The 24722-nt window shown below is 48.2% G+C and carries 22 protein-coding genes; 11 read left to right on the top strand and 11 right to left on the bottom strand.

The window, feature by feature from the left end:
* Positions 1–60 precede the first annotated feature (60 nt).
* The 3 genes from Q0577_RS05135 to Q0577_RS05125 form a co-directional block, all read right to left on the bottom strand.
* Positions 61–1980: an alpha/beta hydrolase-fold protein gene (locus Q0577_RS05135; RefSeq protein WP_298733416.1), complete on the bottom strand. Its 1920-nt coding sequence runs from the start codon at positions 1978–1980 to the stop codon at positions 61–63.
* 164 nt (positions 1981–2144) lie between these two features.
* Positions 2145–3794 carry an alpha-L-fucosidase gene (locus tag Q0577_RS05130; protein ID WP_298733415.1) on the bottom strand — a complete coding sequence of 550 codons (1650 nt, stop codon included), beginning with the start codon at positions 3792–3794 and terminating at the stop codon, positions 2145–2147.
* Positions 3795–3958: 164 nt separating this feature from the next.
* Positions 3959–4777 (bottom strand): universal stress protein, encoded by an 819-nt coding sequence (locus Q0577_RS05125; RefSeq protein ID WP_298733413.1) that lies wholly within the window; start codon positions 4775–4777, stop codon positions 3959–3961.
* A gap of 291 nt (positions 4778–5068) precedes the next feature.
* Here Q0577_RS05125 and Q0577_RS05120 point away from each other — a divergent pair, with 291 nt between their 5' ends.
* Entirely contained in the window at positions 5069–5908 is an 840-nt protein-coding gene (locus Q0577_RS05120; RefSeq protein ID WP_298733412.1) for a universal stress protein, read from the top strand.
* Here the strand turns inward: Q0577_RS05120 and Q0577_RS05115 are convergent.
* On the bottom strand, positions 5876–8428 hold the full coding sequence (locus Q0577_RS05115; protein ID WP_298733411.1) for a cation-translocating P-type ATPase: 2553 nt from the start codon (positions 8426–8428) through the stop codon (positions 5876–5878). The genes Q0577_RS05120 and Q0577_RS05115 overlap by 33 nt on opposite strands.
* 105 nt (positions 8429–8533) lie before the next feature.
* On the opposite strand from Q0577_RS05115, the gene Q0577_RS05110 reads away from it, so the two are divergent.
* Positions 8534–8929: a BON domain-containing protein gene (locus Q0577_RS05110; RefSeq protein ID WP_298733410.1), complete on the top strand. Its 396-nt coding sequence runs from the start codon at positions 8534–8536 to the stop codon at positions 8927–8929.
* A 132-nt stretch (positions 8930–9061) separates the two neighbouring features.
* Positions 9062–9214, top strand: coding sequence for a hypothetical protein (locus Q0577_RS05105; protein ID WP_298733409.1), 153 nt, complete (start codon positions 9062–9064; stop codon positions 9212–9214).
* A gap of 72 nt (positions 9215–9286) precedes the next feature.
* On the opposite strand, the gene Q0577_RS05100 is transcribed toward Q0577_RS05105, so the two are convergent.
* The 7 genes from Q0577_RS05100 to Q0577_RS05070 form a co-directional block, all read right to left on the bottom strand.
* Positions 9287–9718, bottom strand: a complete 432-nt coding sequence (locus tag Q0577_RS05100) for a response regulator (protein WP_298733408.1) — start codon at positions 9716–9718, stop codon at positions 9287–9289.
* Positions 9719–9721: 3 nt separating this feature from the next.
* Positions 9722–11362, bottom strand: a complete 1641-nt coding sequence (locus Q0577_RS05095) for an ATP-binding protein (RefSeq protein WP_298733407.1) — start codon at positions 11360–11362, stop codon at positions 9722–9724.
* Positions 11363–11366: 4 nt separating this feature from the next.
* Positions 11367–12383 (bottom strand): ATP-binding SpoIIE family protein phosphatase, encoded by a 1017-nt coding sequence (locus tag Q0577_RS05090; protein WP_298733406.1) that lies wholly within the window; start codon positions 12381–12383, stop codon positions 11367–11369.
* Entirely contained in the window at positions 12376–12762 is a 387-nt protein-coding gene (locus Q0577_RS05085) for an anti-sigma regulatory factor (RefSeq protein ID WP_298733405.1), read from the bottom strand. The genes Q0577_RS05090 and Q0577_RS05085 overlap by 8 nt, the downstream gene beginning before the upstream one ends.
* A 7-nt stretch (positions 12763–12769) precedes the next feature.
* Positions 12770–13165: an STAS domain-containing protein gene (locus Q0577_RS05080; RefSeq protein WP_298733404.1), complete on the bottom strand. Its 396-nt coding sequence runs from the start codon at positions 13163–13165 to the stop codon at positions 12770–12772.
* On the bottom strand, positions 13158–14033 hold the full coding sequence (locus Q0577_RS05075; protein WP_298733403.1) for an STAS domain-containing protein: 876 nt from the start codon (positions 14031–14033) through the stop codon (positions 13158–13160). The genes Q0577_RS05080 and Q0577_RS05075 overlap by 8 nt, the downstream gene beginning before the upstream one ends.
* 133 nt (positions 14034–14166) lie before the next feature.
* On the bottom strand, positions 14167–14610 hold the full coding sequence (locus tag Q0577_RS05070) for a response regulator (protein WP_298733402.1): 444 nt from the start codon (positions 14608–14610) through the stop codon (positions 14167–14169).
* A 112-nt stretch (positions 14611–14722) separates the two neighbouring features.
* Here Q0577_RS05070 and Q0577_RS05065 point away from each other — a divergent pair, with 112 nt between their 5' ends.
* The 8 genes from Q0577_RS05065 to Q0577_RS05030 all read left to right on the top strand — a co-directional run bounded on the left by Q0577_RS05065 (position 14723) and on the right by Q0577_RS05030 (position 24706).
* A complete protein-coding gene (locus tag Q0577_RS05065) occupies positions 14723–15259 on the top strand; it encodes a pyridoxamine 5'-phosphate oxidase family protein (protein ID WP_298733401.1) in 537 nt (178 codons plus the stop codon).
* Between the two features lie 54 nt (positions 15260–15313).
* On the top strand, positions 15314–15766 hold the full coding sequence (locus tag Q0577_RS05060; RefSeq protein WP_298733400.1) for a cupin domain-containing protein: 453 nt from the start codon (positions 15314–15316) through the stop codon (positions 15764–15766).
* Between the two features lie 85 nt (positions 15767–15851).
* Entirely contained in the window at positions 15852–16370 is a 519-nt protein-coding gene (locus Q0577_RS05055) for a sigma-70 family RNA polymerase sigma factor (RefSeq protein WP_298733399.1), read from the top strand.
* Positions 16354–16968: a hypothetical protein gene (locus Q0577_RS05050; protein WP_298733398.1), complete on the top strand. Its 615-nt coding sequence runs from the start codon at positions 16354–16356 to the stop codon at positions 16966–16968. The genes Q0577_RS05055 and Q0577_RS05050 overlap by 17 nt, the downstream gene beginning before the upstream one ends.
* 415 nt (positions 16969–17383) lie before the next feature.
* A complete protein-coding gene (locus Q0577_RS05045) occupies positions 17384–17992 on the top strand; it encodes an RNA polymerase sigma factor (RefSeq protein WP_298733397.1) in 609 nt (202 codons plus the stop codon).
* A 70-nt stretch (positions 17993–18062) separates the two neighbouring features.
* Entirely contained in the window at positions 18063–19238 is a 1176-nt protein-coding gene (locus Q0577_RS05040) for a FecR domain-containing protein (protein ID WP_298733396.1), read from the top strand.
* Positions 19239–19393: 155 nt separating this feature from the next.
* Complete coding sequence (locus Q0577_RS05035) at positions 19394–22951, top strand: SusC/RagA family TonB-linked outer membrane protein (RefSeq protein ID WP_298733394.1); 3558 nt, start codon at positions 19394–19396, stop codon at positions 22949–22951.
* A gap of 18 nt (positions 22952–22969) precedes the next feature.
* On the top strand, positions 22970–24706 hold the full coding sequence (locus Q0577_RS05030; protein WP_298733393.1) for a SusD/RagB family nutrient-binding outer membrane lipoprotein: 1737 nt from the start codon (positions 22970–22972) through the stop codon (positions 24704–24706).
* Positions 24707–24722: the final 16 nt, after the last annotated feature.

Below are 24722 nucleotides of genomic sequence, written 5' to 3'. Positions count from 1 at the left end.
CTTATACCGCCATCGGGTTGTGCCTGTTCACGTGAGATCATACTTTTATTATAATGATATTTACTTAAAAAGCAGCTGCGCAAAGTTAAACAGGTTATTCCGCCACACCGGCCAGGTATGCCCGCCCGGGTATTCGCTGTAGGTATGCTTAATATCCAGCTCATCCAGCTTTGCCATCATCAGCTGACAATTTTTCCAGGCAATATCTTCCTTTCCGCCCATGGCAATCCAGAACGATTTCAGGTTGCTATTGATCATAGCGGCATTGGTTTTCATAAAATTGTATTGTGCCTCCGCAATACTACTTTGCCGGGACGGTATCCAACCCGAGCTGAACACGCCCAGGTAGGAAAACAGCTCCGTATGCTTAATACCGGTGTAAAGCGTGTGAATGCCGCCCATGGACAAACCGGCTAAGGCCCGGTGACTCGCACCGGTTTCAGCACGATAACTCTTTTCTACCAGGGGAATAATAACATCCTTTAGTTCAGTTTCAAATGCCTTCAGCGCAGATTCATCAAAAGAAGAGACACCCATATTGGCGTCGGGCATAACAATCAGCATGGGCGGCGCTTTCTTTGCAGCGATCAGGTTATCCAGGATCAGGTCCGTTTTGCCTTGCCTGGCCCAGCCGGTTTCATCTTCACCGCCACCGTGCAAAATATAAAGCACGGGATACTTTTCGTTTATATTATCATCATAACCGGGCGGGGTATAGATATAAAACTGCCGCCAGGAACCGGTCACCTTTGAAAAATATTTTTTGATCCGGATATCTCCATGCGGCACATCCCTTATGGCATAATAGCCGCCGCCGTCAAAGGGTATTTCAATACCGCTGGCCATTCTTCCCATACCATAAAAAGTCTCACTGGCCGGATCTGCAACGGCAACACCATCTATCAGCAGGGAATAATAGTGAAATCCTTCACCAATAGAATCTGTTGTTGCCGTCCATATACCACCGGTGTCTTTTACCATATCGTACTTGCGGCCCAGGTCAACCTGCACCTGCTGCGCTTCCGGCGCCTTAACGCGGAAAACAACGCGGTGGTCAGCCAGAATCTGCGGATACTTTGCATTTCGTACATTGGTGGCGGCAGGCGCACCCACAACGGGATATTTTGAGAAGGTAGCCGTATCCACCGGTTTAAAGATCAGCTGTGAGAACATATACAGCCCGTTCTTCCACACTTTGAAATCGTGCACGCCCGGTTCAATGTAATAGATATGCGGCACATTGTTTTTTTGCAGGTAATCATGGGTGCGTTTGCTGAAAGTGATCAATCTGTCACTGGCGCCACAGGAGATCCAGAGCAGTTTTATCTTTTGCCTGGCCGCTGCGGGTTCCGGTACCAGCTGCTCCGGTACTTTAGTGTTTGGCGCGGATGAAAAACCGCCGATCCACGCAAATTTGTCCAGGTTACCCAGGCCAAAATTCAATGACTGCCCCCCTCCCATTGACAGGCCGGCAATAGCCCGGTGCTCCCGGTCTGTGTATACAGGATATTTCCTTTGTATATAGGGAATGAGATCGTTCAGCAGATCCTTTTCAAAATCTGCAAATGCCTGTACTTTGTCTGGCGCCATAATGTTACCGGTGGCCCTGTCATCTTTCATGGCCCTGCCGTTAGGCATAACAACGATCATCGGCTCAATCTTCCCTTCGGCATAAAGGTTGTCCAGCACTACCTGGGGTGTGCCGCCCTTCAGCCATTCCTTTTCATCGCCGCCTATGCCATGCAAAAGGTATAACACCGGGTATTTACGCCCCTTGGCAAATCCCGGCGGTGTATATATCAGCGCTTTGCGGGTAGTGCCTACCGATACGGAATTATAGCTGATGGTATCAATCCGGCCGTGCGGTATGCCGTTACGCAGGGAATCAAAACCCGGGGGTGCATGTTCTATGATGTTTTGTGCAACAACGGGTATGGCAAACAACAATAAAATGAAAAGATTAAAAATTACTTTTTTCATGCCGTACAGTTTTTTCATTAAACGTGGGTATTTCCATAGATGCTGCTATGAGCAGCTTTGAGTATTGTAAAGAAATGAAATTTAGCGGTTGAAAAAGTTTAAAAATCACCGCCGTTAATTTTTATACGTTACATATTTGCAGTTCCATCATTACGCTTGCTATCCTATACGATCGCGCCTTCAATTTTTAGCACAAATGCTTTCTTGCATGGCGGCTCTTCAGGCAGCTGCACCTTTAATCCTTCAGCTGTTTGCTGAAAATTCAGCTTGTCATTTCCCAGCAGGCTTACCTGGGCAACTTTCCCCACCTGGTTATTTACAGCCAGCGTTTTAATTACTGCAGTTTTATCCGCCGGCCAGCCCAACATCACGGCATAAAGTGTTTTGCCCTTCGTGGTAAAACGAATATCCTCCGCTTCAAATGGCTTGCCTTTCCCTTCGTTAAAACCCTGTGCGTTCAAAGCTACCACCTTTTCCATGGCCGGCCCTTCCCCGAATACTTTCCAGGGACGTGTACCATAGATCGCTTCACTGTTAACCTTCATCCATTCAGCTACCTGTTCTACAACGGCTCGTTCTTCGCTGTCGATGGAACCATCGCCACGTACGGGAATATTAAGTAAAAGATTGCCATTCTTACTTACCACATCGGCCAGCGTATGTATCACTGTTTTAGCGCTTTTATAGCCTTTTTTATCAAATATGCGGCGGTCATAATGCCAGCCACCGATGCAGGTATCGGTTTGCCATGGCAGGGGCTCTATCTGGTTACTTTGTCCGCGCTCAATATCCCATATCATACATTTGCGTTGCTGCTCATTCAGCACCTTGGCAAACAAGGCAGCCCGCAATTTTCCGTGCTTTTTTATGCTGGTATTATAAAGATGCGCCGCTATTTTTAACCCGGCATCGCTTACGGGCCAAAGCGGCAGTGCAGTATCGTCAAAATAGACAAGCTCGGGCCCATATTTATCAATGAGCTCAAGGGTACGGTGTAAGAATTTATCACAGTAGGCCTTATCAGGCACACTTGCCCCATCACCCCATTCCCAATGTCGTCCCATGCTATTGTCATCAAGACTATCTTTACTTAAAGCGTGATCTTGAGCATATAATTCCTGTGGATCATAACCATTCCACCATTTATTACTGCCGTCTGCTTTTGTGAGCTTACCATCGTACGGCACGCCAGCATAAGGACCGCTTTTATCTGAACGCTGTGCCACTTCGTACCAGGTCCAGGCATGGGAGGCATGTACCGTTACGCCAAAGGGCAGGTCCTGCTCCTTAGCGGCTTTTGCCCAGCCACCGATAATATCTTTTTTGGGCCCCAGCTTAGTAGCATTCCATGGCTGATATTTACTATCGTACAGGTCGAAATTATCGTGGTGATTGGCCATGGCCATAAAGTACCTGGCACCGGCTTTTTTGTACAAGGCAAGCAATTCTCCCGGATTCCAGTTCTCTGCTTTCCATTCGTTTATTACATCCTTAAAACCAAATTTCGAGGGGTGACCGTATTTCTGTAAATGATACTTATAATGGTCGCTGCCTTCCTGGTACATACCGCGGGCGTACCAGTCGCCATGTTCGGGCTGGCATTGCGGTCCCCAATGGGCCCAGATTCCAAATTTTGCATCACGGAACCAGTCCGGTACCTGGTACTGCTCCAGCGAATCCCAGGTAGGCTGAAATGGCCCCGCGGCCACCAGGCGTTCCGGCCGGGAAGCCATCAGGTTGCGTACATAAACATTAGATAAATAGATGGATGACAGACCCGTGGCTAAACCTTTTATCAGTGTTCTTCTTTTCATGGAATATAATTTTGCTGGTTTCAATACAAGCCGGCAAACAATGCCTGGTGATTGATGAATAGTCTGCAGCTTAAATTACAACTGATAAGTGATAAATCAAACTTACTGTACCGCATCCAACCGCACGATCACCCTTCTTTTTGAGTGCATTAATCCGTAAACAACTAACGATGTGCAATAAATACCGGTACACTGTGATCGCTGATCACCTCTGAAACAAAGCTACGCCTGAATAGCTGTGAGATGCCGGAGCGGCCGAAAGAGCCGCATACAAGGATCGGATCATTCATATCACTGATCCAGGTATCAAAATATTTCCTGGGGTCTGCCTGCAGTACATGCAACCTCAGGTCATTAAAATGCCGTGCAGACAACTCTTTAATATAGTCCAGGTCAGGTATTTCCGGCATATCCTTATCGCTGGCATATACCAATATGGTGGCGTTCGTGCAGAATGCGGGAAACAGGCTGCAAAAGCTTTTAATAGCAAATGCAGCGTCATCACTGCCGTCATAAGCCAATACATTACTTTGCGGAAACGCGAACTTTTCGGGCGCCAGGATCACCGGGCATTCAGCTTCATGTAAAGCCATCCGCAGGTACTCATTCGGAGCCGCTGTTCCGATATTGGCATAGAATTTTTCGCTTCCCAGCAATAGCAGGTCGGCAAAGCGGGTCTCCTTTTGCAAGACCGGAAAGGCGAAATCCCTCTCGTCTTTATGAACCCTGTGTTCTATATGCTCGCGTACACAGGCTGCTTGAAAAGCAAGCAGCTGCTGTTCTGCAACCTTTGGATCAAATCCCTTTATCAAAGGAACTACTGGCAAAGCACCGCCATATGCAAAGGTTAATTCGCTGTAATCCAGGTTCGGCAGAAAAACGCCGGTAAGCAAAATAGGCTCAATTTCGTTCATCCTGCGGGCAAATTCAAACGCTCCTTCTGAAAAATGCCCGTTGTCAAATGCAATAAGTACCTTTTTCATCTCTATAGGTTTTAAGTAAAACAACTATTGCCGATCCAGGTATTCTTTTGATCGTATTTTATCTGGTGCTGTTCTTAAGCCCTGCCCGTTTATATCAGGCAGGGCTTTTCAGGTTTAAGAATTTTGTTTACTGCGAAATTAGGCACTGCAGCAGGGAGACCGAATGATTATGCTCAAGTCAGAAAATGACTATTGTCAACCGGAGAAGAACGGTTTAAATCAGCGTCAGAACTGACTGTTGTCATTAAGCGTAAAAGCCGCTCATACTATTTTTGAGGAAAACCCGGTATTATGGAAAAGATATTATTAGTTGTGCTCGGCTCCACACCTGCGCCCAATGCGCTGGAATTCGCCTGCGGATTATCCGGCATGAGCAGATCAAAACTGGCAGGCTACTTTTTTGAAAGCAGCCAGTACACAACGCTCCCAAATATGAAAACTGTTTATGGCATGCCTTATGTTGAAACGATCCTTTCAAGCGATATGCCTGATTATGATGAAAAACGGAGAAAAATGGAAGAACATATCCGCTTGTTCCAGTCTACCTGCGATCAGAAAGGCATTCCTGCTTCCGTTCACCATATGGAGGAACCTGTTTTGAAAGGGCTCATTGATGAAAGCCGCTTTGCAGACCTGGCCATTGTCGATGCGGCTGCCTCTTATAAGCCGGGAAACGTAGATGGGCCCAGTCCCTTCATAAAGGAGCTGCTGGCCGCCGCACAATGCCCGGTAGTTATTGCTCCGTCAATTAATACTGACGTTGATGAGATCGTGTTTTGCTACGATGGCAGCCCCTCTGCTTTATTTGCCATGAAGCAATTCACCTATTTATTACCGGAGCTGACAGACACTAAAGGAACCATCGTCCAGGTAAAGAAGAATGACGAACTCCCTGCTGCTGAAAAAAGAAGCGCAACCGCATGGTTAAGCAGGCATTTCAGCTATGCAGACTATGTAACTTTAGAAGGCAACCCGGAAGATGAGCTGATCACTTTTCTGCTTAAGAAGAAGAGTTGTATGGTAGTGATGGGCGCCTACGGCAGGAACATGGTATCCAGGTTCTTCAGACACAGCCACGCTGATCTGCTGATAAGAACCCTAGCCTATCCGCTCTTCATCACCCACTATTGATCTGTCGGGAATAAATAAGCGGCAAGATCGGCATACTTTATATATTTCAAACCAACCTACGCTTATCAGCGCAGTTCCGGTGCATAGGAGCAGATCCGGCAGACCGATAAGGGTCAGGCCAAAAATATTTCTTACAGCCGGCACCAGCTGAATTACAACAAGGAACAATAGTGACACCAATAGCACCAGTGGCGCCAGGTTATTGCTGTAACGAATGGTCTGTGCAATATTAGCGGTAAATGAGCGGTTCACGTAGGTAAGCAGTATATTACTAATTATCAGTGTGATGAATACCACAGTACGCGTGAGCTCAAGGGATTGTTCCTGCATATAACCATAGTATATCGAAATCACCCCTGCTGTTATCATGATTCCCTGGATAATTGTTATCAGCAGTTCATCCGTTCTTAGCAAATTTCTCTCCTGCCGGCGTGCAGCCGGGTTCATTAAGCCTGTCTCAACAGGTTCGCGTTCAAAAAATATGGAACAGGTTGGCCCCATGATCAGTTCCAGGAAAATTACATGTATGGGCGTAAATATGAAAGGATATTTCCATCCCAATATCAACGGAAGCCCCGCAGTAAGTATGATAGGAATATGAATGGAGATGATATAACGGATCGCCTTTTTCAGGTTGCTGTAAATTTTCCTTCCCTGTGTAATTGCAGTGGGGATCATTTCGAGATCGTCATTAGTAATCACCAGGTCTGCCGCGAGACGGGCTATATCAGTGCCTCTTTTGCCCATGGCGATGCCTATATGTGCCGCTTTCAACGCCGGTCCGTCGTTAACACCATCTCCTGTCATGGCTATGATCTCCTTATTTGTCTTCAACGCTTCGATGACCTTTTGTTTGGCTTCGGGGAACATACGAGCGAAAATATTTACCTGTTTTACTGTATCCAACAAGTCGCTTTCGGAAAGTGCCATAACATCTGCACCGGTAACAATATGCCGTGGATGACGGAGCCCGGTTTTTTCTGCAATGTGGGCAGCAGTTACAGGATAGTCCCCCGTGAGCAGCTTTATGCTGATCCCCGCATCATATAAGCCGCGCATCACTGCGGCCGCATTTTCCCTGGGTGGGTCATAAAGGCCTATAAAACCTTCAAACTGCCAGCCGAAAAGGTCCTGTTCAGGCGGCAATGGGCCTGAATGCATGGCGCTCGCCACTCCCAGTACCCGGTAGCCACGGGAGGCCATATTGTCAATATAGCCCTTGAGCTGTTCCCTGAGGGGAGCATTCAATCGGCAAACAGCCATGATCCTTTCAGGTGCACCTTTTGCCGTTGCCATCATGGCGCCTTCATAAGGATACACATGTGTCATCATCGGAGGGCGGCCTTGCAGTGGATACTCATGCAGCATGACAGGTAAGGGCGTCTGATCTGGATGCTGTTCCAGGTATGCCTGAAGGATGGCCACTTCCATACTATCGAATGGCCTGGGCTCACTTGCAAGCGCAGCGTAACGCAGCAGGAAAGAATCGACGGGAATTTGCCCCTGTTCTATGTCAGTAAGCAGACCGGAACGGTGGTGATATATCATTGCCACTTTCATCCTGTTCTCTGTAATAGTACCTGTTTTATCCAGGCAAACCACGCTCACGGCGCCAAGATATTCAATCACCTGGGGCTGGCGCGATATAATGCCCTTGCGTGACATATAATAAGCGCCGAGCGCCATAAAGGAGGAAAAAGCCACCGGGATCTCTTCCGGGATGGCTGCCATCGCAAGCGTAAGCCCCAGCAAAATGCTCCCGGTAAGGTCATGGTTTTTCAGAAAATTAAAAACGCAGATCAGTATAAATCCCGCAGCTCCAAACAGAGCAAGCCTTCGAACCGCGCGGTTAACCTGCCGTTGCAACAGGGTTTTGGGTATATCAGGCGCACCGATGGCAGTACCTAACTTTCCTAACCCGGTCTTGTTACCTGTAACCAGCACCTTCATAACGCAGCTACCAGTATTAACGGTTGTTCCCTGAAAAAGCAAATTATTAGCAGACCTTGCATCCTTTTCCACCGGAAGCGACTCCCCTGTCATCAGCGATTCATTGACGGTAAGATCACTTGCTGAAAGGATAAATCCATCCGCTGGTATTAATGCTCCTTCACTAAGCAGCACAATATCGCCGGGAACAAGGTCTTTCGTATCAACCTGTTGCTCCTTACCATCACGTATCACTGTTGTTCCCGGTGCGGTAAATTGCCGTAATGCTTCCAGCGCCCGCGAGCTTCTCAGTTCCTGGTACAGTGAAATGGCAGTTACCAGCAAAATAGCGGCAAACATCATGCATCCTTCGCTGATATTCCCAAGGATGAAATAAAATAAACAGGATGCTACCAGCAAAATGAACATGGGTTCCTTAACAATTCCAACCAGCACGCTAACAGATCCACGTGATTGTCTTGTATAGAAAACGTTCCTGCCATGCAGCCGCTGCAGGTTTACTACCTCTTCCTCGTTCAGCCCGGTTTGATCTGCGGCCGGGGATATGTTTACTACCTTACCCATCTTCATATGCAAGATTAAGCAGACGCTGTTTTTCCGGAAATGAGGGATATCATCCGCCCGGATGACTGTTATCATATCAGGCGGTACATGGCGTCGAAATGACAGATATCGTTGAACGCCCTGAAATGGAGCAGTTTTGTTCCGGAGGACAAAATCAGGATGAAAGTGGATGATGGCTGGATCACCCTGGAAAGAGAAGTGGAATGGCAGTTCCAGAAGGAGTCGGCTTATCGTGCCCTGTGCAATCTTATTGGTGTGCATGGCGTCATAAATCGTATCAGCGTACGCCCCAATATCACGCCCGTTATTGTAAAAGATGTGATCAAAAAAGCACTGGAACGCAGTGCAGGTATAGAAGCAGACAACATCAGCATTGCAACAGACGGCGGAAGGATCGTGCTGAAAGGCAAGGTACGTTCCTGGGCGGAGCAGAAGGTGGTAGAAAGGGCCGTTTGGGCAACTCTCGGAGTAATAGATGTAAAAGATGAACTGGTCATTGCACCATAAATCCCTGAGATGTTTTACGTTAAAAATCAAGCAGCATGTTAGGCAAACTGGGAATCGACGAGATCGATGCAATACTGAGTGCTAATGTAACCGGCCGCATCGGCTGTACAGACGGGGGTAAAAGTATACGTAGTGCCTGTCAGCTATGCCTTTAACGGCAAATATGTGATCGCACATTCAAAAGAGGACATGAAGATCAGCATGATGCGGAAACATCCGCAGGTATGCTTTCAGGTAGATGAAATTGAGGATTACGCCAACTGGCGCAGTGTCATTCCGGCTTGAAAAAAAAGAAGCGGATTTACCCGCCGGGACTGACAGGAATGTAGAAGAGCCATAATGCTTCCGGCCCCATTCCTACACCGCACGGCTGTCTGTACGAACGTGCTGACTGCCCGCCACCATTAAAAAGTAATTGATTGTTTCCAGTGTTTCCGCGTAGGATGTTGGCTTGGTGAGGTAACTGTGCGCACCCTTTGATATACATTGCTCTTTTTCAAATGCATTCAGCGATGTTGAGTATATAATAACCGGGATATGCTTAAATCGTTCTGAGGCTTTTAATGATTCAAGGGTTTGAGAACCGTTCATTCTCGGCATATTGAGGTCCAGTATAATTAACGAGGGAATGATACCCAGCTGGTAATCGCTATCCGCCAGCGCAAGCGCTTCTTCACCATTGGCAGCATAACGGATGGTGATATCTGCCTGTATGTCGTTGAAGACATCATTGAGAATAAATAGCTCTTCCGGATCGTCATCAACAAACAGGAAATAGATGTTGCTCATAATTTATTTATTATTCAAGCCGCTTGGGATGGTAACAATGAACCTGGCGCCGTGATGCTCATTAGGCTGCGCCGTGATACTCCCGTGATGTAAGTCTGTAATCTTCTTGCAAATGGCCAGTCCTATACCGTTTCCCTGGTAGTCCTTCCTCGAATGCAGGCGTTGAAACAGCTCAAACATCTTGGGTACATATTTGTTCTCAAATCCAATTCCGTTATCATCAAAGTATATTTCTACCGTTCCGTCTTCCTCTTTTGCGTACACATCTATCACCGGGGGCGTATCTTCCCTGCTGTATTTTATCGCGTTGCCGATAATGTTCTCGAAAAGCTGCTGCAGCAAACTCTTTTCGCCCATTATTTCCGGCAGGTTGCGGATATTCACCACCCCGTTCTTCTCTTCCAGGTTCATCTGAAGCGATTGAACAGCGCCTTTTGCAATAGCGTTCAAATTTACAACATCAAACTTTATTTCTCCGCTGCTAACCTGTGAAAACCGCAGAAGATCCTGTATAAGCGTGCGCATCCGGGCGGAAGCGGCATGTATGTTGGCCAGGTACATAGCTCCTTTCTCGTCAAGGTTGTCTTTATACTGGGTTAGCACATAGTCAGCGTAATAGAGTACTTTCCTCACCGGCTCCTGTAAATCGTGCGACGCGATATAGGCAAACTGCTGCAACTCGTGATTGCTCCTGTTAAGCTGCAGGATGGTGGTTTCCAGCTCGCGGTGCTTCTCTACCAGTAATTGCTGCGTTTCCTTCAGCGCCTTGTTGTCCTGAAGGGTTTGCTCAATGATCTTCTGCGCATGGATATCCACCATATAGCCGATCCATGAGGATATTTCCTGCGATTCATTTTTCAGCGGGATCACGGATACCAGGTGCCAGACGTATTCCCCGTCCATGCTGTTCCGCAGGCGGCACTGCATCTTAATGGGGAAAACCGCTGAGGGCAGGTTATTGGAGAGCAGGATGGAAAATACAAGATAATCATCCGGGTGTACCACATCCCGCCAGGCGTCCCTGTTCAATTCCTCCACTGTTTTACCGGTGAAGGCTTCCAGCCATTCATTGGCATAAGTAATATTACCGGAACTGTCCAGTGTGACGATCAGCTGTGGTAAGGTATTGGTTAAGATCCTGTATTGTTGCTCACTCTTCCTTATCTTTTCAGAAAGTTCCTGTAACTGCTCATTTTTCCTTTTGAGTTCATCATAGGGAGAAATGGGCTTTTCGTTCCGGAACGTCATCCGCCAGTCATTGATTTTCTGAATATCTATCTTTGGCGCACCGGGAATGGCATAGAATAATTCGATGGTGGCTTCTTTTCCCCTATTGGATAACTGGTATTTACTCACCAGCTTTTTTGCATATTCCAGTCCTGCAAAATTATCTTCCGCTGCCGGTTCTCTATTGTTCACCGAGGCGCCCAGGTAGGTGTTGGGCGGCGCATTGTCAACAAACAGCACCATGCAGCTGATCTTGCCTTTTTCCAGTGCCCACCGTGCAAGTTCCGATACAGCAGTAGCAAAAGTTGTCTGGGCAGACAGTGTCAGACCTGCCAGCTCGCCGAGCTTCATGGATCGTTTGTGGGCCAGGATAAGATCAAATTCATTTTCCAGCGTAATCCTGTGAAGTTCGTGCATGAGACTACAAGTTTATTTTACAGACTACAATACCGGTATCATCAGTATGGCGTGCAAATTCGTTATAAACAGCGGCAGCAATTATAGATGGATCAAATCGCTGAATGGAGGTATGCCGGTTCAGATCTATCCTGCTTTTAATACCATCGCTGCAAAATAGCAAATATTGGCCAGGTTCGTAGGGAAACTCGCGCTCCTTCAGGCTGTTGGGTATGTTCATGCCGATGATGCCGTTATAGGGCATGTAGCCATAGTGGTTACTATGACTGACCAGGCGGCTGTGAATATTTCCAATGCCACAGAAGTTCCACATCCTGCTCCTGATGTCCAGTATGGCGATTGTCGCCACCAACCCGCGTGTCTTTCTGACACTTTCGTGGATGTGCCTGAGCATGGTAACCGAATCGTTGGAATTGCATGCTTTCAATGATTCAATCGCCGCCGTAACCGCGGCTTCAGCATGCACTCCATGACCAAGCCCGTCGCCCAGGAAAACAATCAGTCTTTCCTGGTCAAAGTATGCATAATAACCATCTCCGCAATACCGCTCATTCGGTTTGGGAACCAGCAGTGTGCTGATCTCAAAGGCAGGCTTTTTTCTAAAGCTTGGCAAAGGTTCATTAAAGATCCGTGAAAGAACAACGGTGCCCCAACCCGGCTGTGAATATACCTGAAAATAGTCTGATAACCTTTTTATGGCCCCGAGCCCTTGTCCCAGCGTACTTTTGGTAGACACGCCATCCACCATCATCCGGCTGACATCCGCCATGCCAGGTCCCTTGTCCAGTGCAAGTATCTCAATACCCTGGTGGCCGTCCTCTTCAATGAGTTTGACCAGCACTTCTCCTCCTCCTCCGTGATTCACCAGGTTGGTGCCTATTTCGGCCACAACAATGTCAATCTCGCCAATCTTCCGGTCTCCGAATCTTGCGCTGCTTGCCAGGCTATGGATCTCTCTTTTTAAGGATGCAAGATAACTTCTTTCGGCCGCCTTAATGCTAATACTCGTGCGGCTAACCATTTTTCCATTTAATTATAGTCACTACAGTACCTTTTCCTTCTACACTTTTAATGTCAAATTCGCTTACCAGTCTCCTGGCCCCCGGAAGGCCAATTCCAAGGCTTTTACCAGTGGAGAATCCGTCTTTAAGCGCCAGGGGTATATCTTTTATTCCGGGGCCTTTGTCATCGAATATCAACCGGATGCCATTGTCCCTTCCCTGGTTGATGATCTCTATGATAACACTGCCCCCGTTGGCATATTTTAACATGTTACGTACCAGCTCACTGGCTGCAGTGATCAGTTTGGTCTGGTTCACCAGGCTCATGCCGATCTTAACTGCAAACTCTTTGACGCGGTTTCGGAACGGAACTACGTCCTGTTCCCTTTCAATTTTCATGACTGTTTTACTCAACACCGTCTTCATCATCGGCAGCTTCAATCTGATTTCCAATCTTCTCCTGTAAGTACAGCATCCCTTTTTCAACGTTCAATGCGGTACTTACTCCCTGCAGTTCCAGGCCAAGTTCGATTAATGTGATCGCAACAGCCGGCTGCATGCCCACTACTACGGTCTCTGCATCCATGATCTTGGACATGTTGCCGATATTACCTAAAATCCGCCCCATAAAGGAGTCAACAATAGTCAATGCAGATATGTCAATCAGTACCCCCCTGGCTCCCGTCTTACTCACCATTTGTACCAGGTCCGATTCCAGGTTCACGGCAAGCCGGTCATAGAGATCGATCTGGATGGTTACCAGTAAGAATTGCCCCATTCTCAAAATAGGAATTCTATCCATGTATTATATTAGTTTTCTCTTTTTGGGTTTTTCTTACTTCCAGTTGCAGCAGGGAGAACGAATATTTCAGCGCAGACGCCAGGGAAGACTTTGTCATTATCTTAGACAGATCAATACCAAGGTGCACAATGGTCTGTGCAATTTCCGGACGAATGCCGCTGATAATACATTCTGCTCCCATTAAACGCGTAGCGGCCACCGTTTTGATCAAATGCTGCGCCACCAGCGAATCAACAGCCGGCACGCCTGATATATCCAGTATGGCAATGCTGCTGCTTGTTTCCACAATTTCCTGCAGCAAGGCTTCCATTACAACCTGGGTACGGGAACTATCCAGTGTGCCGATGATCGGTAAAGCAAGTATACCGTCCCAAACACGGATCACCGGTGTCGATATTTCAGTGATCTCGCTTGTTTGCCGCAGGATCACTTCTTCCCGCCCCTGGATAAATGTTTCAAATGTAACCACACCAAACCTATCGAAGAGCCTGCTTATTTTCAGCATTAATTCGTACAACAGCACAGGGTCATTCGGAATTTCCAGCTGCAATACATGTATGATTGCATCTTTCAGGCTGTAGATAAAAGCGCCTGTTTCCCGCGGCGAGAAACCCTGCCTTGCACGGGAAATGGACAATCCCTGCAGGATCTCATTAACAGATTCAAACTCAGGTGAGGATGGTTCTGCTATATTCGTGTTGGAAATAGAGTTCAGCAAAGTATCCAGCAAGGCATTACTTTGTTCTCTCATTTCTTCGTTACTGATTAAATCTTCCCGCAGTGTCTCATCAACCAGCTGGTTGTTTAACCATGATTCAAATATTTCTTTCTTCTTCTTTCTAAGCAGCTTGGAAACGTCTACTTTCATTGTTATAAAATTTGATCCTAAATATAGTAGTATTTAATTGTTAAAAACAAGATAACTAACGTGATCCCTAATTAAAAACTTAATACTACTGCTTAGCTCGCTAACATCATTACGTAAATGAATATATTAAATATTACAACTGCGGTGCAGCCGGACGATCCTCTTTGGATGGCATTTTACTTTTCTGCCAGTACTGGATGATCTGCGCCAGGGATTGCCGCCATTCCTCATAAGACGCCTCCTTTACAAAGAAGCCATGCACCTTTAACAGGTAAGCCCGGGCTATCTGTGCTTCTGATGGCGCCAGTGACCAGAAGATAAAGGGCACTGAATGAAATTTTGCATTCGGCGCCGCCAGTAGCCTTTCACGCAATTCAAAACCATCCATCCCCGGCAGGTTTACATCTGAAATAATAATAAAGGGAGCTTCGTCTGCAATATCCAGGTGGGCAATCAGGTCTTCGGGGTATGTAAAAAGCTCCAATGCGTTTTCAATGCCTAAATCTTTAAAAATCTGCTGTATTAACTCATGTTCGTCTTTGTCATCATCTACAATCCATATAGGTCCCTTCAACATAATTTGTTTTTTCCCCTCCAGGATCAAATTACATGCCGCTCCGGTACCGGGCTTCGTTCGCCGACATGCCCTGTGGCACGATTTTTCCCACCTTTCTCTCAAAAACCAAGTTATGAACAGCATCCATCAACAGCAGCCTGAGCAGAATCGTAAAGACCTGCAAGGTCATGAAGCGCATCTCAAATTAAAGCAAATGGCAGAGAAGGCTGGCAATTGTTTTTTCTGTACACGCCTCAGAAACAGCGAACAGTTCAATACCCGGCCCATGGCCGTGTTGCAAGTGGATGAGGACGGTACCTGCTGGTTCTTAAGTGAAAAAGATAGCCAGAAAAACCAGGATATTGCAGCAGACCCCAGCGTACAATTGCTGTTTAAAGGAAGCGACCATGCAGATTTCATGTCGCTCTACGGAAAGGCCAGCATCAATTCAGACAAGGAAAAGATAAAGGAACTCTGGACGCCTATCGCCAAAACCTGGTTCACCGAAGGTGTGGACGACCCGCGCATTTCCGTGATCAGGTTTGAACCGCAGGAAGGTTATTACTGGGACACCAGACATGGACAAGTTGTTGCATTTGTGAAACAGATGATCGGCGCCGCAATGGGAAAAACCCTGGACGATTCCGTGGAAGGTAAACTGAAAGCATAAGCCACCCGGGGTATCCGGATTTTTTGTAAATTAATTTTACTTAATCCGGATAATATGACCAAACGCGAAATCACATTTGTCTGCATCACTGTTCTTGTGATGTGCATCCCCATCGCTATTATTGCACACAGACACACGGAGCCGCCACTGTCGTCTGCTATATACGACTGGAATGAAATAAAAGCAACGCCTACCAAAACCGGAGAAAGACGCCAGTTTCTCCAGGCCCCTACCCCTACACTGGACGAGCTGGAACTACACGTCACCACACTGAACCCGGGAGAGGCGCCACACCCGCCGCACCGGCATCCCGACGAAGAGCTCATCATCATTAAAGAAGGCACTGTAGAATCTACCGTTAATGGTATCACCAAACGCGTTGGCCCGGGCTCCGTCATCTTACAGGCATCCAACCAGTTACACGGACTTAAGAACGTGGGAACAGGCCAGGCAGTGTATCATGTTATAAAATGGAAAACAGAAAAAACCCTAAGGCCCAATAAATAACTGTATAACAGGTATTTTCCGTTTACATGTAGTGATCCTGCATTTTGTGCAACTAATAAGATAAGAACACCGGAAAATACAGCCAATGGCAAGATCTATTGACAAGGAATTTATTGACCAGGTAAACCAGCACCTGGGTATTGCACACAAAGTATGCAGGATGCATTTTCAGCAGCCGGAAGAACAGGAGGATGCGCTGCAGGAAATGATGTTCCAGCTGTGGCGCTCTTATAACAGCTACAACGGAGCAGCAAAATTCTCCACCTGGATGTACCGTGTCTGCCTGAATACAGCACTGGCCCAATTACGCAGCAAAAAGAAGGTTGTGGTACCCTTTTCGCCAGACCATCTGCAGATACCCAGTTCGCCAGACAGTAAAAAAAAGCAGGAAACCGAATTGCTCATGGAAGCCATCGCGGCTTTATCTCCCGTCAACAAATCCATCATACTCTTATACCTGGAAGACCTCTCCTACCAGGAGATAGCAGACATCACCGGGCTGACCAGGTCCAATGTCAGCGTCAGGATCGTCAGGATCAAACAACAACTGGAGGAAATATTATCTGAAAAATATAAATCAATGAACTATGATGACTTTAGATAAACTAAAAGAAGAGTGGGGCCAGCGCGAAAACAAACCAGTAACACCTGCCGTGTACAGCCAGCAGGAATTTAATACCATCATTAAATCAAGGATCATGAAAAACAAAAACATTGCCATGCAATACTTCTGGGCTGCTTTTGCCCTCCAAATGTTAGTATACGCCTTACTGTTCCATGTTGTTATCAGATATTGGGCACAAACCGCTATCGCCATTACCGGTCTTACAGGTGTTGCTTTGTATATACCCTTTACCGTGATGCTGCTGAAAAAATTCAAGCGAATAGCCAGCGCCCGGTTAATGGATAAGGTAGATGCCTCTTTGTACCGTCATATTGCTTTCTGCCGCCGGGAACTGCAAAGCTTCTACCGGTTTAAAAAACACTATGAAATGGTCCTGGTGCCTTTAAGCGCTGCCATCGGAACTTTTCTTACGTTTGAGCTTTATGTACCCGGCGGTGCATTCGCGCATCTTTCGGTTGCAGTGATCACCTTTGTAGTAGCCGTATTATCCTGCCTGTACGCAATCAGGCGGGAAAATGAAAGGAATTTTGAACAGCCTATCGCCCGCTTTCAGCAGATGCTGGATGAGTTGATGTAATCATCGCTCTTCAGCCCCCTCTTTTCCATTTTCCATTGACTATCAATCTTTTACAATTCTGACTCGGGCTACGCTCCGTTACCGTTACAGCTTTACCCCGGAAAGCCGCTGGTAGTAAGGTTTTCCCGAGGATGTAAGCTATATGTAAGCTGGTTGTAACCAGGTTGTAACCAGGTTGTAAGCTATCTATATAGCCGGTAGTTATCCTGCCTATATCCTTAAAAAAACCAGCTGAAAACCACGGGTTTTGACTGGGATATGCATAAATACGAATACGTTCTTTGACCATTGCCAAGGCGCTGTACGCCTTCCAGAAAAAAAGCAGACAACTTATCCTGAAGCCCGCCGGTATTCCGCCGCGGTAATCAGATTAGCTTCTTTTTAATTACATTTATATCAAATACCACAGCGTTACTTGCACACTTATGCCTTACATAATGAGGGGACATTACTAGCGCTACTCGCCAATGGCGATGAACAAGCCTATACCACTGTTTACAGGCATTACAGCGGGCCTGTATATGAGGCCGCATTAGTATATGTGAAGGAACCCTCCCTGGCCCGGGAAGTGGTACAGGAGGTATTTCTGAAGGTCTGGATCAAAAGGGCCCAATTCAGTAAAGTGGAACGCCTGCAAAACTACCTTTTCATATTAGCCCGTAATTGCATATTTGACCATTTCCGCAGGAAGGCAATCACCAATGCCACGCAGGAGCAGCTATTACAGCAGCAACCCCAGATGGTGAACGATACAGACCACCGTGTACAGGAACAGCAATACAGCCAACTGCTGCATGAAGCCGTTGCCGCCCTGCCACCCCAGCGCCGCCGCATTTTTATCCTGGCCAAGGAAGAAGGCCTCAGCTATGCGGAGATTGCCTCCATGATGCATCTTTCCCGCTTTACCGTAAAGAACCAGGTGGCGCAGGCCTTACAGTTCATCCGTGTTTATATGGACCAGCATTATGCCGTGGTGCTGCCACTGGCGGTGATGGAATGGGTGTTCAACATGCCTGCTCAGTGACCGTAACTTTTTTTTCTTACCGGATAGTCCTCCCTCTTTTCTCCTACGTCTTTATCATGAAAGCTATACCATGACCGACCAGGAGTTTCTCATCTTACTTGAAAAGTACAGGCAAAACCAGCTGGACCAGGAAGGCGTACAGTACCTGATGCAGGAAATTGCAGCAGGCAGACGCCATGCTTTGATACAGGACGATATCCTCCGCACAATAGAGACGATGGAGGTCAGCGATAGCACACTGACAACGGAAGACCAGGAGCAGATCCTGTCCGTCCTGTTGGGGAACATCCGTCCGTCACGGCCAGGACCTTTACTGCTGCGCTACCGCTGGCCTGCTGCCGCAGCCCTGGTATTGCTGATACTGACAGCTGCAGCCTTTTACTTCTGGCAGTCGCCATTAAAAACGGCAGCGCCCCGCGCAGCTGCTGCTGCCGGTAGCCCGGATGCTGAACCGGGCACCAACAAAGCTTTGCTTACACTGGCCAATGGCGCCGTAGTGGAGCTGGATAGCAGCCGCACGGGACCTATACCCACCCAGGGTAATGCCAGCGTGCAGTCACGCCCGGGTCAGCTGGTATATCATCAGACCGCATCTGCGGCGCCGGCTTCCATTTCCTATAACCTCCTGCGCACGCCCAAAGGCGGGCAATACCAGCTGGTATTGCCGGATGGCACCAAAGTATGGCTGAATGCCGCTTCCTCCCTGCGCTTTCCTACGCAGTTCACGGAGGCGACACGCAGCGTGGAGCTCACCGGCGAAGCTTATTTTGAAGTAGCCGGCAATGCGGCCCAGCCCTTTCATGTGAAGGTAGCAGGGATGGACCTCACCGTGCTGGGTACCCGCTTTAATATCATGGCTTATACAGACGAGCAGGCGATCAGGACCACTTTGCTGGAAGGCGCCGTGAAAGTAACCGCAGGAAAAGAAGAACGGCTGCTGAAACCGGGGCAACAATCCCAGCTGGAAGCGGGGAACAGCATTCAAGTGATCAACGATGCAGACATTGAACTGGCCATAGCCTGGAAAAACGGCTTTACCTCTTTCAGGAGTGCAGACATCCGCACGATCATGAGACAGGTAATGCGCTGGTACAATATCGAGGTTGTATATGAAGGCGAAATACCGGAACGTGTTTTTACGGGCGATATTCCACGCGATGCCCGGCTCTCTGAATTATTGCAGTTGCTTGAAGTTAGTAAGATACATTTCCAGATGAACAATGACAGACTTGTTGTAATGCCATAACGCTTGTCCATTACTTATTGTAAACCAAAATCTTCCCGCTATGATTAAAGGTCCATAGGAACTGGCGCTATGACCCGCATCGACTATAAGGGGCACCTATGCCATCAGATTACCATTAGAAATATTGATCTATTACACCCAAAACAGTGCATGTTATGCAATTGAAATTCTACAAGATCACTATTGTTCTGCTCACAATAACATGTTTACAAGTCAGCGCAAAGAGCCTGTCACAGCAGATCACCTTATCCCAGAAACGCTCCCCGATCATAAAAGTATTTGACGAGATCAAGAAGCAGACAGGCTACCGCTTCTGGTATGAGGATAAACTGATCGCCAGAAGCAAACCGGTAGACATATCGGTAGAGAACGCCTCACTGGAACAGGTATTAGAGCTGGTATTCAGGAACCAGCCCTTCACATATGAGATCATCGGTAAGGTGATCGCCCTGAAAGAAAAAACGGAACGCGCTGAAAGCATCAATGCACCGCCGGCGCCCGAGCAGGATAAGCGCATCACCGGCGTTGTAAAGGATACGCTGGGCAACCCCATCCCCGGCGTATCCTATTCCATCAAAGGCACACGAATGGGCGGCGCAACAGATGCCAACGGCCGTTTCAGCATCACAGTGCCGGATAACAATGCCATCCTTGTTTTTAGTTCCGTTGGTTTCCAGAGCCGGGAAATAAGCGCTGGCAGCGGTACCGTGCTGGATGTTATTCTCACCGCTTCAGCCACCGGTTTAAGCGATGTGGTGGTAACGGCGCTGGGCATTAAACGTAACAGGGCTTCGCTGGGCTATGCCATCAGCACTATCAGGGGAGAAGAGCTGACTAAAGCCGGCGCTACCATGAATCCCTTCCTGGCGCTTTATGGCAAGGCTTCCGGTGTAGGCGTGAACGTTGGCGCGGCTGGTCCACAGGGCGGCATCCGGATCAACATCCGCGGTGCGGCCAGTATGAACCCCGATCAGAACACCCGCCCGCTGTTTGTGGTGGATGGCGTGATACTGGCCGACAGGCGAACCTCTATCGGTGGTAATGTAGGCGCAGGCTTTGACTACGGTGCAGGTATCAATGATATCAACGCGGCCGATATTGAATCCATCGAAATACTGAAGGGCGCCAAAGCCACCGTGCTGTACGGCAGTGATGCCGCCAACGGCGTAGTGCTGATCACTACCAAAAGCGGCCGCAATACCAGGGGTTTTGGCATGACAGGCTCCTATCAGTATACCGTGGAACAACCTGCCAATTACCTGAAACTCCAGAACACCTATGGACTGGGCGCTAATATTTACGATACTGCCTATGCTACGATAAATGGCCAGCGTACCCGGGTAGTGCCCAATTACCGCTATAACTTCGGACCTGAATTCGATGGCGCCGATGTGATGATGTACGACAGCAGTTTTGTAAAGAACATGGCACATCCGGACAACTACCGGGACCTGTTCCAGACAGGCTTTTCTTCTACCGCCAACGTAGCTATTGCAGGAAGTAACGAAAAGGGCGCCCTGAGAGCCTCCTATACCAATTACTACTACAAGGACATTATCAGCGACAACTCCTGGCAGAAAAGAAATACGTTCAGCTTCAACGGAAGCATCAAAGCCTCTGAGCTGGCCACCTTTGAAGTAGTATCCAATATCTACAACGTAAGCTCGCAGAACCGCAGGGGGATGAACTCTCAGTCTATTGCCTGGGGCTTTCCGAGAGATTATTCTTTTGATAAGGTGTGGACACTGTATACCGATGAACTGGGTTATAAACGGGATCTGAGCAATATGGGCGTACCACAGGCCGTGAACGAACTGGGCACCTACCTCTGGGAGCTGGAAAAGAATCGCTACCGCGACGAAAAGGTGCATTTCATTACCTCCGCAAAGGTGACCCTTAACTTTACGAAGTACCTCTTCCTGGTAGGACAGGCAGGTCTGGATTATGATAACACCACATACAAAAGCGAAAAAAGCGTAGACAGGATACTGCCTGCTATTGCAGGGGGAAGCTTCAGTGCAGCAAAAGAAAACACCACTGTACAAACCTACCAGGCTTTGCTGAACTTTGACAAAAACCTGGCTGGTGAAGATCTGCACCTCTACGCATTTGCAGGGGGCATTTACCGCCTGCGCAGCTCAGAATACCTTGGCAGTTCTACGGTGGGCGGGCTCACCTACCCGGACTGGTACTCCTTCGCCAACGAGGCAGGCACGCTCAGTGCTGATAACCTCTCACAGGTGAGGAACTACAACAGGGGCAGCGATGTGCTATATAGCGCTGTGGCTTCTGCTACCTTATCCTGGAGAAATGAACTGTACCTGGAGCTGCAGGGGAGGCAGGACTGGAACTCTACCCTGCCGCCGGAGAACAACAGCTATTTTTACCCGGGCGCTTCTATTACCTGGAACTATACAGAGCGCTTCTCCATCCCTAAAATGAACCGCGGGCAGGTTAGATTTGCGTGGGCGGATGTGGGTAATGGTACTACGCGTTATTTTGCCAATAACCTGTACAGCTTTAACCGCCTGCCAGGCACAGACGCTGTTTCCGTACAGCCTCCCGGCAACATACTGCCCGGCGCCCTGAAACCGGAACGCAAAAGGGAATTTGAAATAGGTATCAATAATACTTTCTTCCGCAACAACAGGATCGTGCTGGATGTTTCGTACTACCGCAATAACATCTATGACCAGATCATGAACCTGGCCATCTCTCCTACCTCCGGCTCCAACGCACTTAAGATCAACGCAGGGAATGTACGGAACTGGGGACTTGAAGTAGCTATCACCGGTACTCCTGTTGTAACCAAAGATCTGCGTTGGGACATTACCGTGAACAGCGCACGCCAGGGATCCAAAGTGATCAAACTGTATCCCGGCATTACGCAGAACTTCCTGTACAACCTGATCAACGGCTCTGCTGCCGCTGTACGGGCAGACCAGGGAAAGCCTTATGGACAGATCGTTATGAACGATTATCAGCGGGATGATGCGGGCAACCGGGTGGTAAATGAGAACGGTATTTACATACTGAACTCACAGAGCTATATTGATGTAGCCAACATCATGCCCAGGTTCTATGGCGGCATCCTGTCTGACCTGCATTACAGGTCATTTGACTTTCGTATAGGACTGGACTTTAAATCAGGCGGCACGGTATTTTCGTATACCAACAACCGTATGTTTGGCCTGGGACAGCTGGAAAACACGCTGCAATACAGGGATGAAGAACACGGCGGACTGGCCTATTATATTGACGCCAATAACAGGAAGATACCCTGGCAGCATAATCAGCCCGCCCCTGCAGATGCGGTAGGCGGAAGAGTGTATCATGACGGGGTGATCCTGCCCGGCGTAAAAAAAGATGCGAATGATAAGTATGTGCAGAATGACATCATCGCATCTGCTTCCGACTATTATCTTTCTTATGTAAATGACCTCGCCAGTTCCTTTCCGCCCGATGGTCTGCACAAGAACAATTACGTGAAGGTGCGCGAAGTAGCCCTGGCCTATACGCTGCCCAGGGCATTGACGGAGCGGCTACGGCTGCAGAAAGCGACCATCAGCCTTGCAGGCCGCAACCTCTTCTACATCTATAAATCCATACCCAACATTGACTCAGAATCAGCGCTTGGAGCAGACGTTTATGTGGAAAATACCGTGTATCCCGGACAGCGCACCTATTCCCTGGGCGTGACAGTAGCTTTTTAACGCATTAAATGGAGTAAAATGAAAAAGGTTCTTTTATTGATCATCATAGCGGTAACAACTGTCAGTTCCTGTAAAAAGGACCTGGAGGACAGATATTACAACCCCGATCAGCTGCGGGGCGGCACATCGGATATTGTGCCCGGACTGTTTACCCAGCTGCTCACCACCAATAAGATCTTTGTGCAGGACTATGGCGAATGGTTTTACCTCTTGTCAGGCGGCACCAGCATCACCGGCTATGAGCAGGTATGCAACCGCTACATCTCTTACCGTTACGACTGGTTTTCTACTTATAACGATCTTACCACCGGTAATGGCTTCGACGATTATCCCATTACCGGCCAGTCTTATTTTGAAAGCAGCTATACACGGCTCAAAAACTGGGAGACCATCAAAGAAGAGATGGATAAACGCAGCGGCCAGGATAAGACCGATGCAGAACTGTATTTCAAACTGGCTACCCTGATAAAAGTATACCAGGCGGCCAAACTGGTAGACCTCTTCAATTCCATTCCCTATTCAGACGCCTTCCAGGGCAGCAGCGGTGGTACCGAACATTATTTTCCCGCTTACGATGATCCGAAGGCCATCTACCAGTCTGTTATAGCAGACCTGGGTGAGCTGGTGAACACGCTGGAAGCCAGCTATAACCAGCTTTCTGAAGTGGGCAAATCCACTTTCCGCGCACAGGATGTAGCCTTCAAAGGCGATATCATAAAATGGGTGGCCTTTGCCAATGCTACCCGGCTCAAGCTGCTGGTAAGGATTTCCGGCGTAGAGGAAGCCTATGCCAAACCGCTGATCACCGAAGCGTTGGGCAAACCATTGCCCACCACAGACCTTACCTGGCAGCTGTGGTATACCATCGATCCCACCGGCGGCGGCTTCTGGCTGCGCGGATTGTATGAAACCACGTATGCCGCTTTCGTTCCCGGTATTATCATGAAGCGGATGAATTACGGGGCCAGCACTTATGATGAAGGAGAAGATGATCCCAGGCTGCCTGTATTGGCGCTGCCTACCAAATACAATGACTACAGGGCGATATCTTATAACATTGACGAACAAACGCCCATATACGATGGCGGCGACAGGTATTATCCCTATGCAGATGATATCAGGTCTTCACTGGAGCAGAATGCCAAATCCATGTACAATCATGCCACTTTTCAGCAGAATGCGCAGATGCCCATCTATATGTTCTCCCTCGCAGAGCTGGACCTGCTGAAAGCGGAGATCGCATTAAAAGGCCTGGGCGCTACGGGAAAAACAGCGGGTGAGCACATCCGGGATGCCGTCAGCCATTCCGTTGACTTCTGGTACTGGCTCAACCAGTTAAGCGTATATGAACGGGGCACCGCAGATGCCGTATTGTATCCCGCCAAACCCTCAGCGGGCGTTATATCCGGCTGGGCAGACAAGGTAGGCGCCCGCTTTGATGCAGCTGCGGGGGCAGACGGCAAGATGGAAATACTGATGCAGCAGAAGTACATTCACCTGAACCTGCTGCATCCCTATGAACTGTGGGCAGAACTGAGAAGAACACGGCATCCTAAACTGGAGCCTTTTACCTGGCGGGGCAATGTCTGGAAACCCATGCCAGAGCGTGTACGCTATCCTACTTCAGAACAAAGCGCCAACCCCGATAATTTCCGGGCGGTAGCAGATCAGAACAACCTGACCTCCCACATCTTCTGGGTGCCCGCTGCCTTACGCACGGTGGTGCCTTATTGGAACGATTATAATTACGAGTAAGGACATGAGCATAATA

This window comes from uncultured Chitinophaga sp., from assembly GCF_937898475.1.
In the GTDB taxonomy this organism is placed as follows: Bacteria; Bacteroidota; Bacteroidia; order Chitinophagales; family Chitinophagaceae; genus Chitinophaga.
This window is presented reverse-complemented; position numbering and strand designations above follow the sequence as displayed.

Bases quoted from the DNA above. Each gene is read 5' to 3' on its own strand.
- Q0577_RS05030 (WP_298733393.1), top strand. From the start codon at position 22,970: ATGAAAAAGGTTCTTTTATTGATCATCATAGCGGTAACAACTGTCAGT.
- Q0577_RS05065 (WP_298733401.1), top strand. From the start codon at position 14,723: ATGAACAGCATCCATCAACAGCAGCCTGAGCAGAATCGTAAAGACCTG.
- Q0577_RS05125 (WP_298733413.1), bottom strand. From the start codon at position 4,777: ATGAAAAAGGTACTTATTGCATTTGACAACGGGCATTTTTCAGAAGGA.
- Q0577_RS05135 (WP_298733416.1), bottom strand. From the start codon at position 1,980: ATGAAAAAAGTAATTTTTAATCTTTTCATTTTATTGTTGTTTGCCATA.
- Q0577_RS05075 (WP_298733403.1), bottom strand. From the start codon at position 14,033: ATGAAAGTAGACGTTTCCAAGCTGCTTAGAAAGAAGAAGAAAGAAATA.
- Q0577_RS05120 (WP_298733412.1), top strand. From the start codon at position 5,069: ATGGAAAAGATATTATTAGTTGTGCTCGGCTCCACACCTGCGCCCAAT.
- Q0577_RS05130 (WP_298733415.1), bottom strand. From the start codon at position 3,794: ATGAAAAGAAGAACACTGATAAAAGGTTTAGCCACGGGTCTGTCATCC.
- Q0577_RS05090 (WP_298733406.1), bottom strand. From the start codon at position 12,383: ATGGTTAGCCGCACGAGTATTAGCATTAAGGCGGCCGAAAGAAGTTAT.
- Q0577_RS05070 (WP_298733402.1), bottom strand. From the start codon at position 14,610: ATGTTGAAGGGACCTATATGGATTGTAGATGATGACAAAGACGAACAT.
- Q0577_RS05100 (WP_298733408.1), bottom strand. From the start codon at position 9,718: ATGAGCAACATCTATTTCCTGTTTGTTGATGACGATCCGGAAGAGCTA.
- Q0577_RS05055 (WP_298733399.1), top strand. From the start codon at position 15,852: ATGGCAAGATCTATTGACAAGGAATTTATTGACCAGGTAAACCAGCAC.
- Q0577_RS05035 (WP_298733394.1), top strand. From the start codon at position 19,394: ATGCAATTGAAATTCTACAAGATCACTATTGTTCTGCTCACAATAACA.
- Q0577_RS05060 (WP_298733400.1), top strand. From the start codon at position 15,314: ATGACCAAACGCGAAATCACATTTGTCTGCATCACTGTTCTTGTGATG.
- Q0577_RS05095 (WP_298733407.1), bottom strand. From the start codon at position 11,362: ATGCACGAACTTCACAGGATTACGCTGGAAAATGAATTTGATCTTATC.
- Q0577_RS05040 (WP_298733396.1), top strand. From the start codon at position 18,063: ATGACCGACCAGGAGTTTCTCATCTTACTTGAAAAGTACAGGCAAAAC.
- Q0577_RS05115 (WP_298733411.1), bottom strand. From the start codon at position 8,428: ATGAAGATGGGTAAGGTAGTAAACATATCCCCGGCCGCAGATCAAACC.
- Q0577_RS05080 (WP_298733404.1), bottom strand. From the start codon at position 13,165: ATGGATAGAATTCCTATTTTGAGAATGGGGCAATTCTTACTGGTAACC.
- Q0577_RS05050 (WP_298733398.1), top strand. From the start codon at position 16,354: ATGATGACTTTAGATAAACTAAAAGAAGAGTGGGGCCAGCGCGAAAAC.
- Q0577_RS05085 (WP_298733405.1), bottom strand. From the start codon at position 12,762: ATGAAAATTGAAAGGGAACAGGACGTAGTTCCGTTCCGAAACCGCGTC.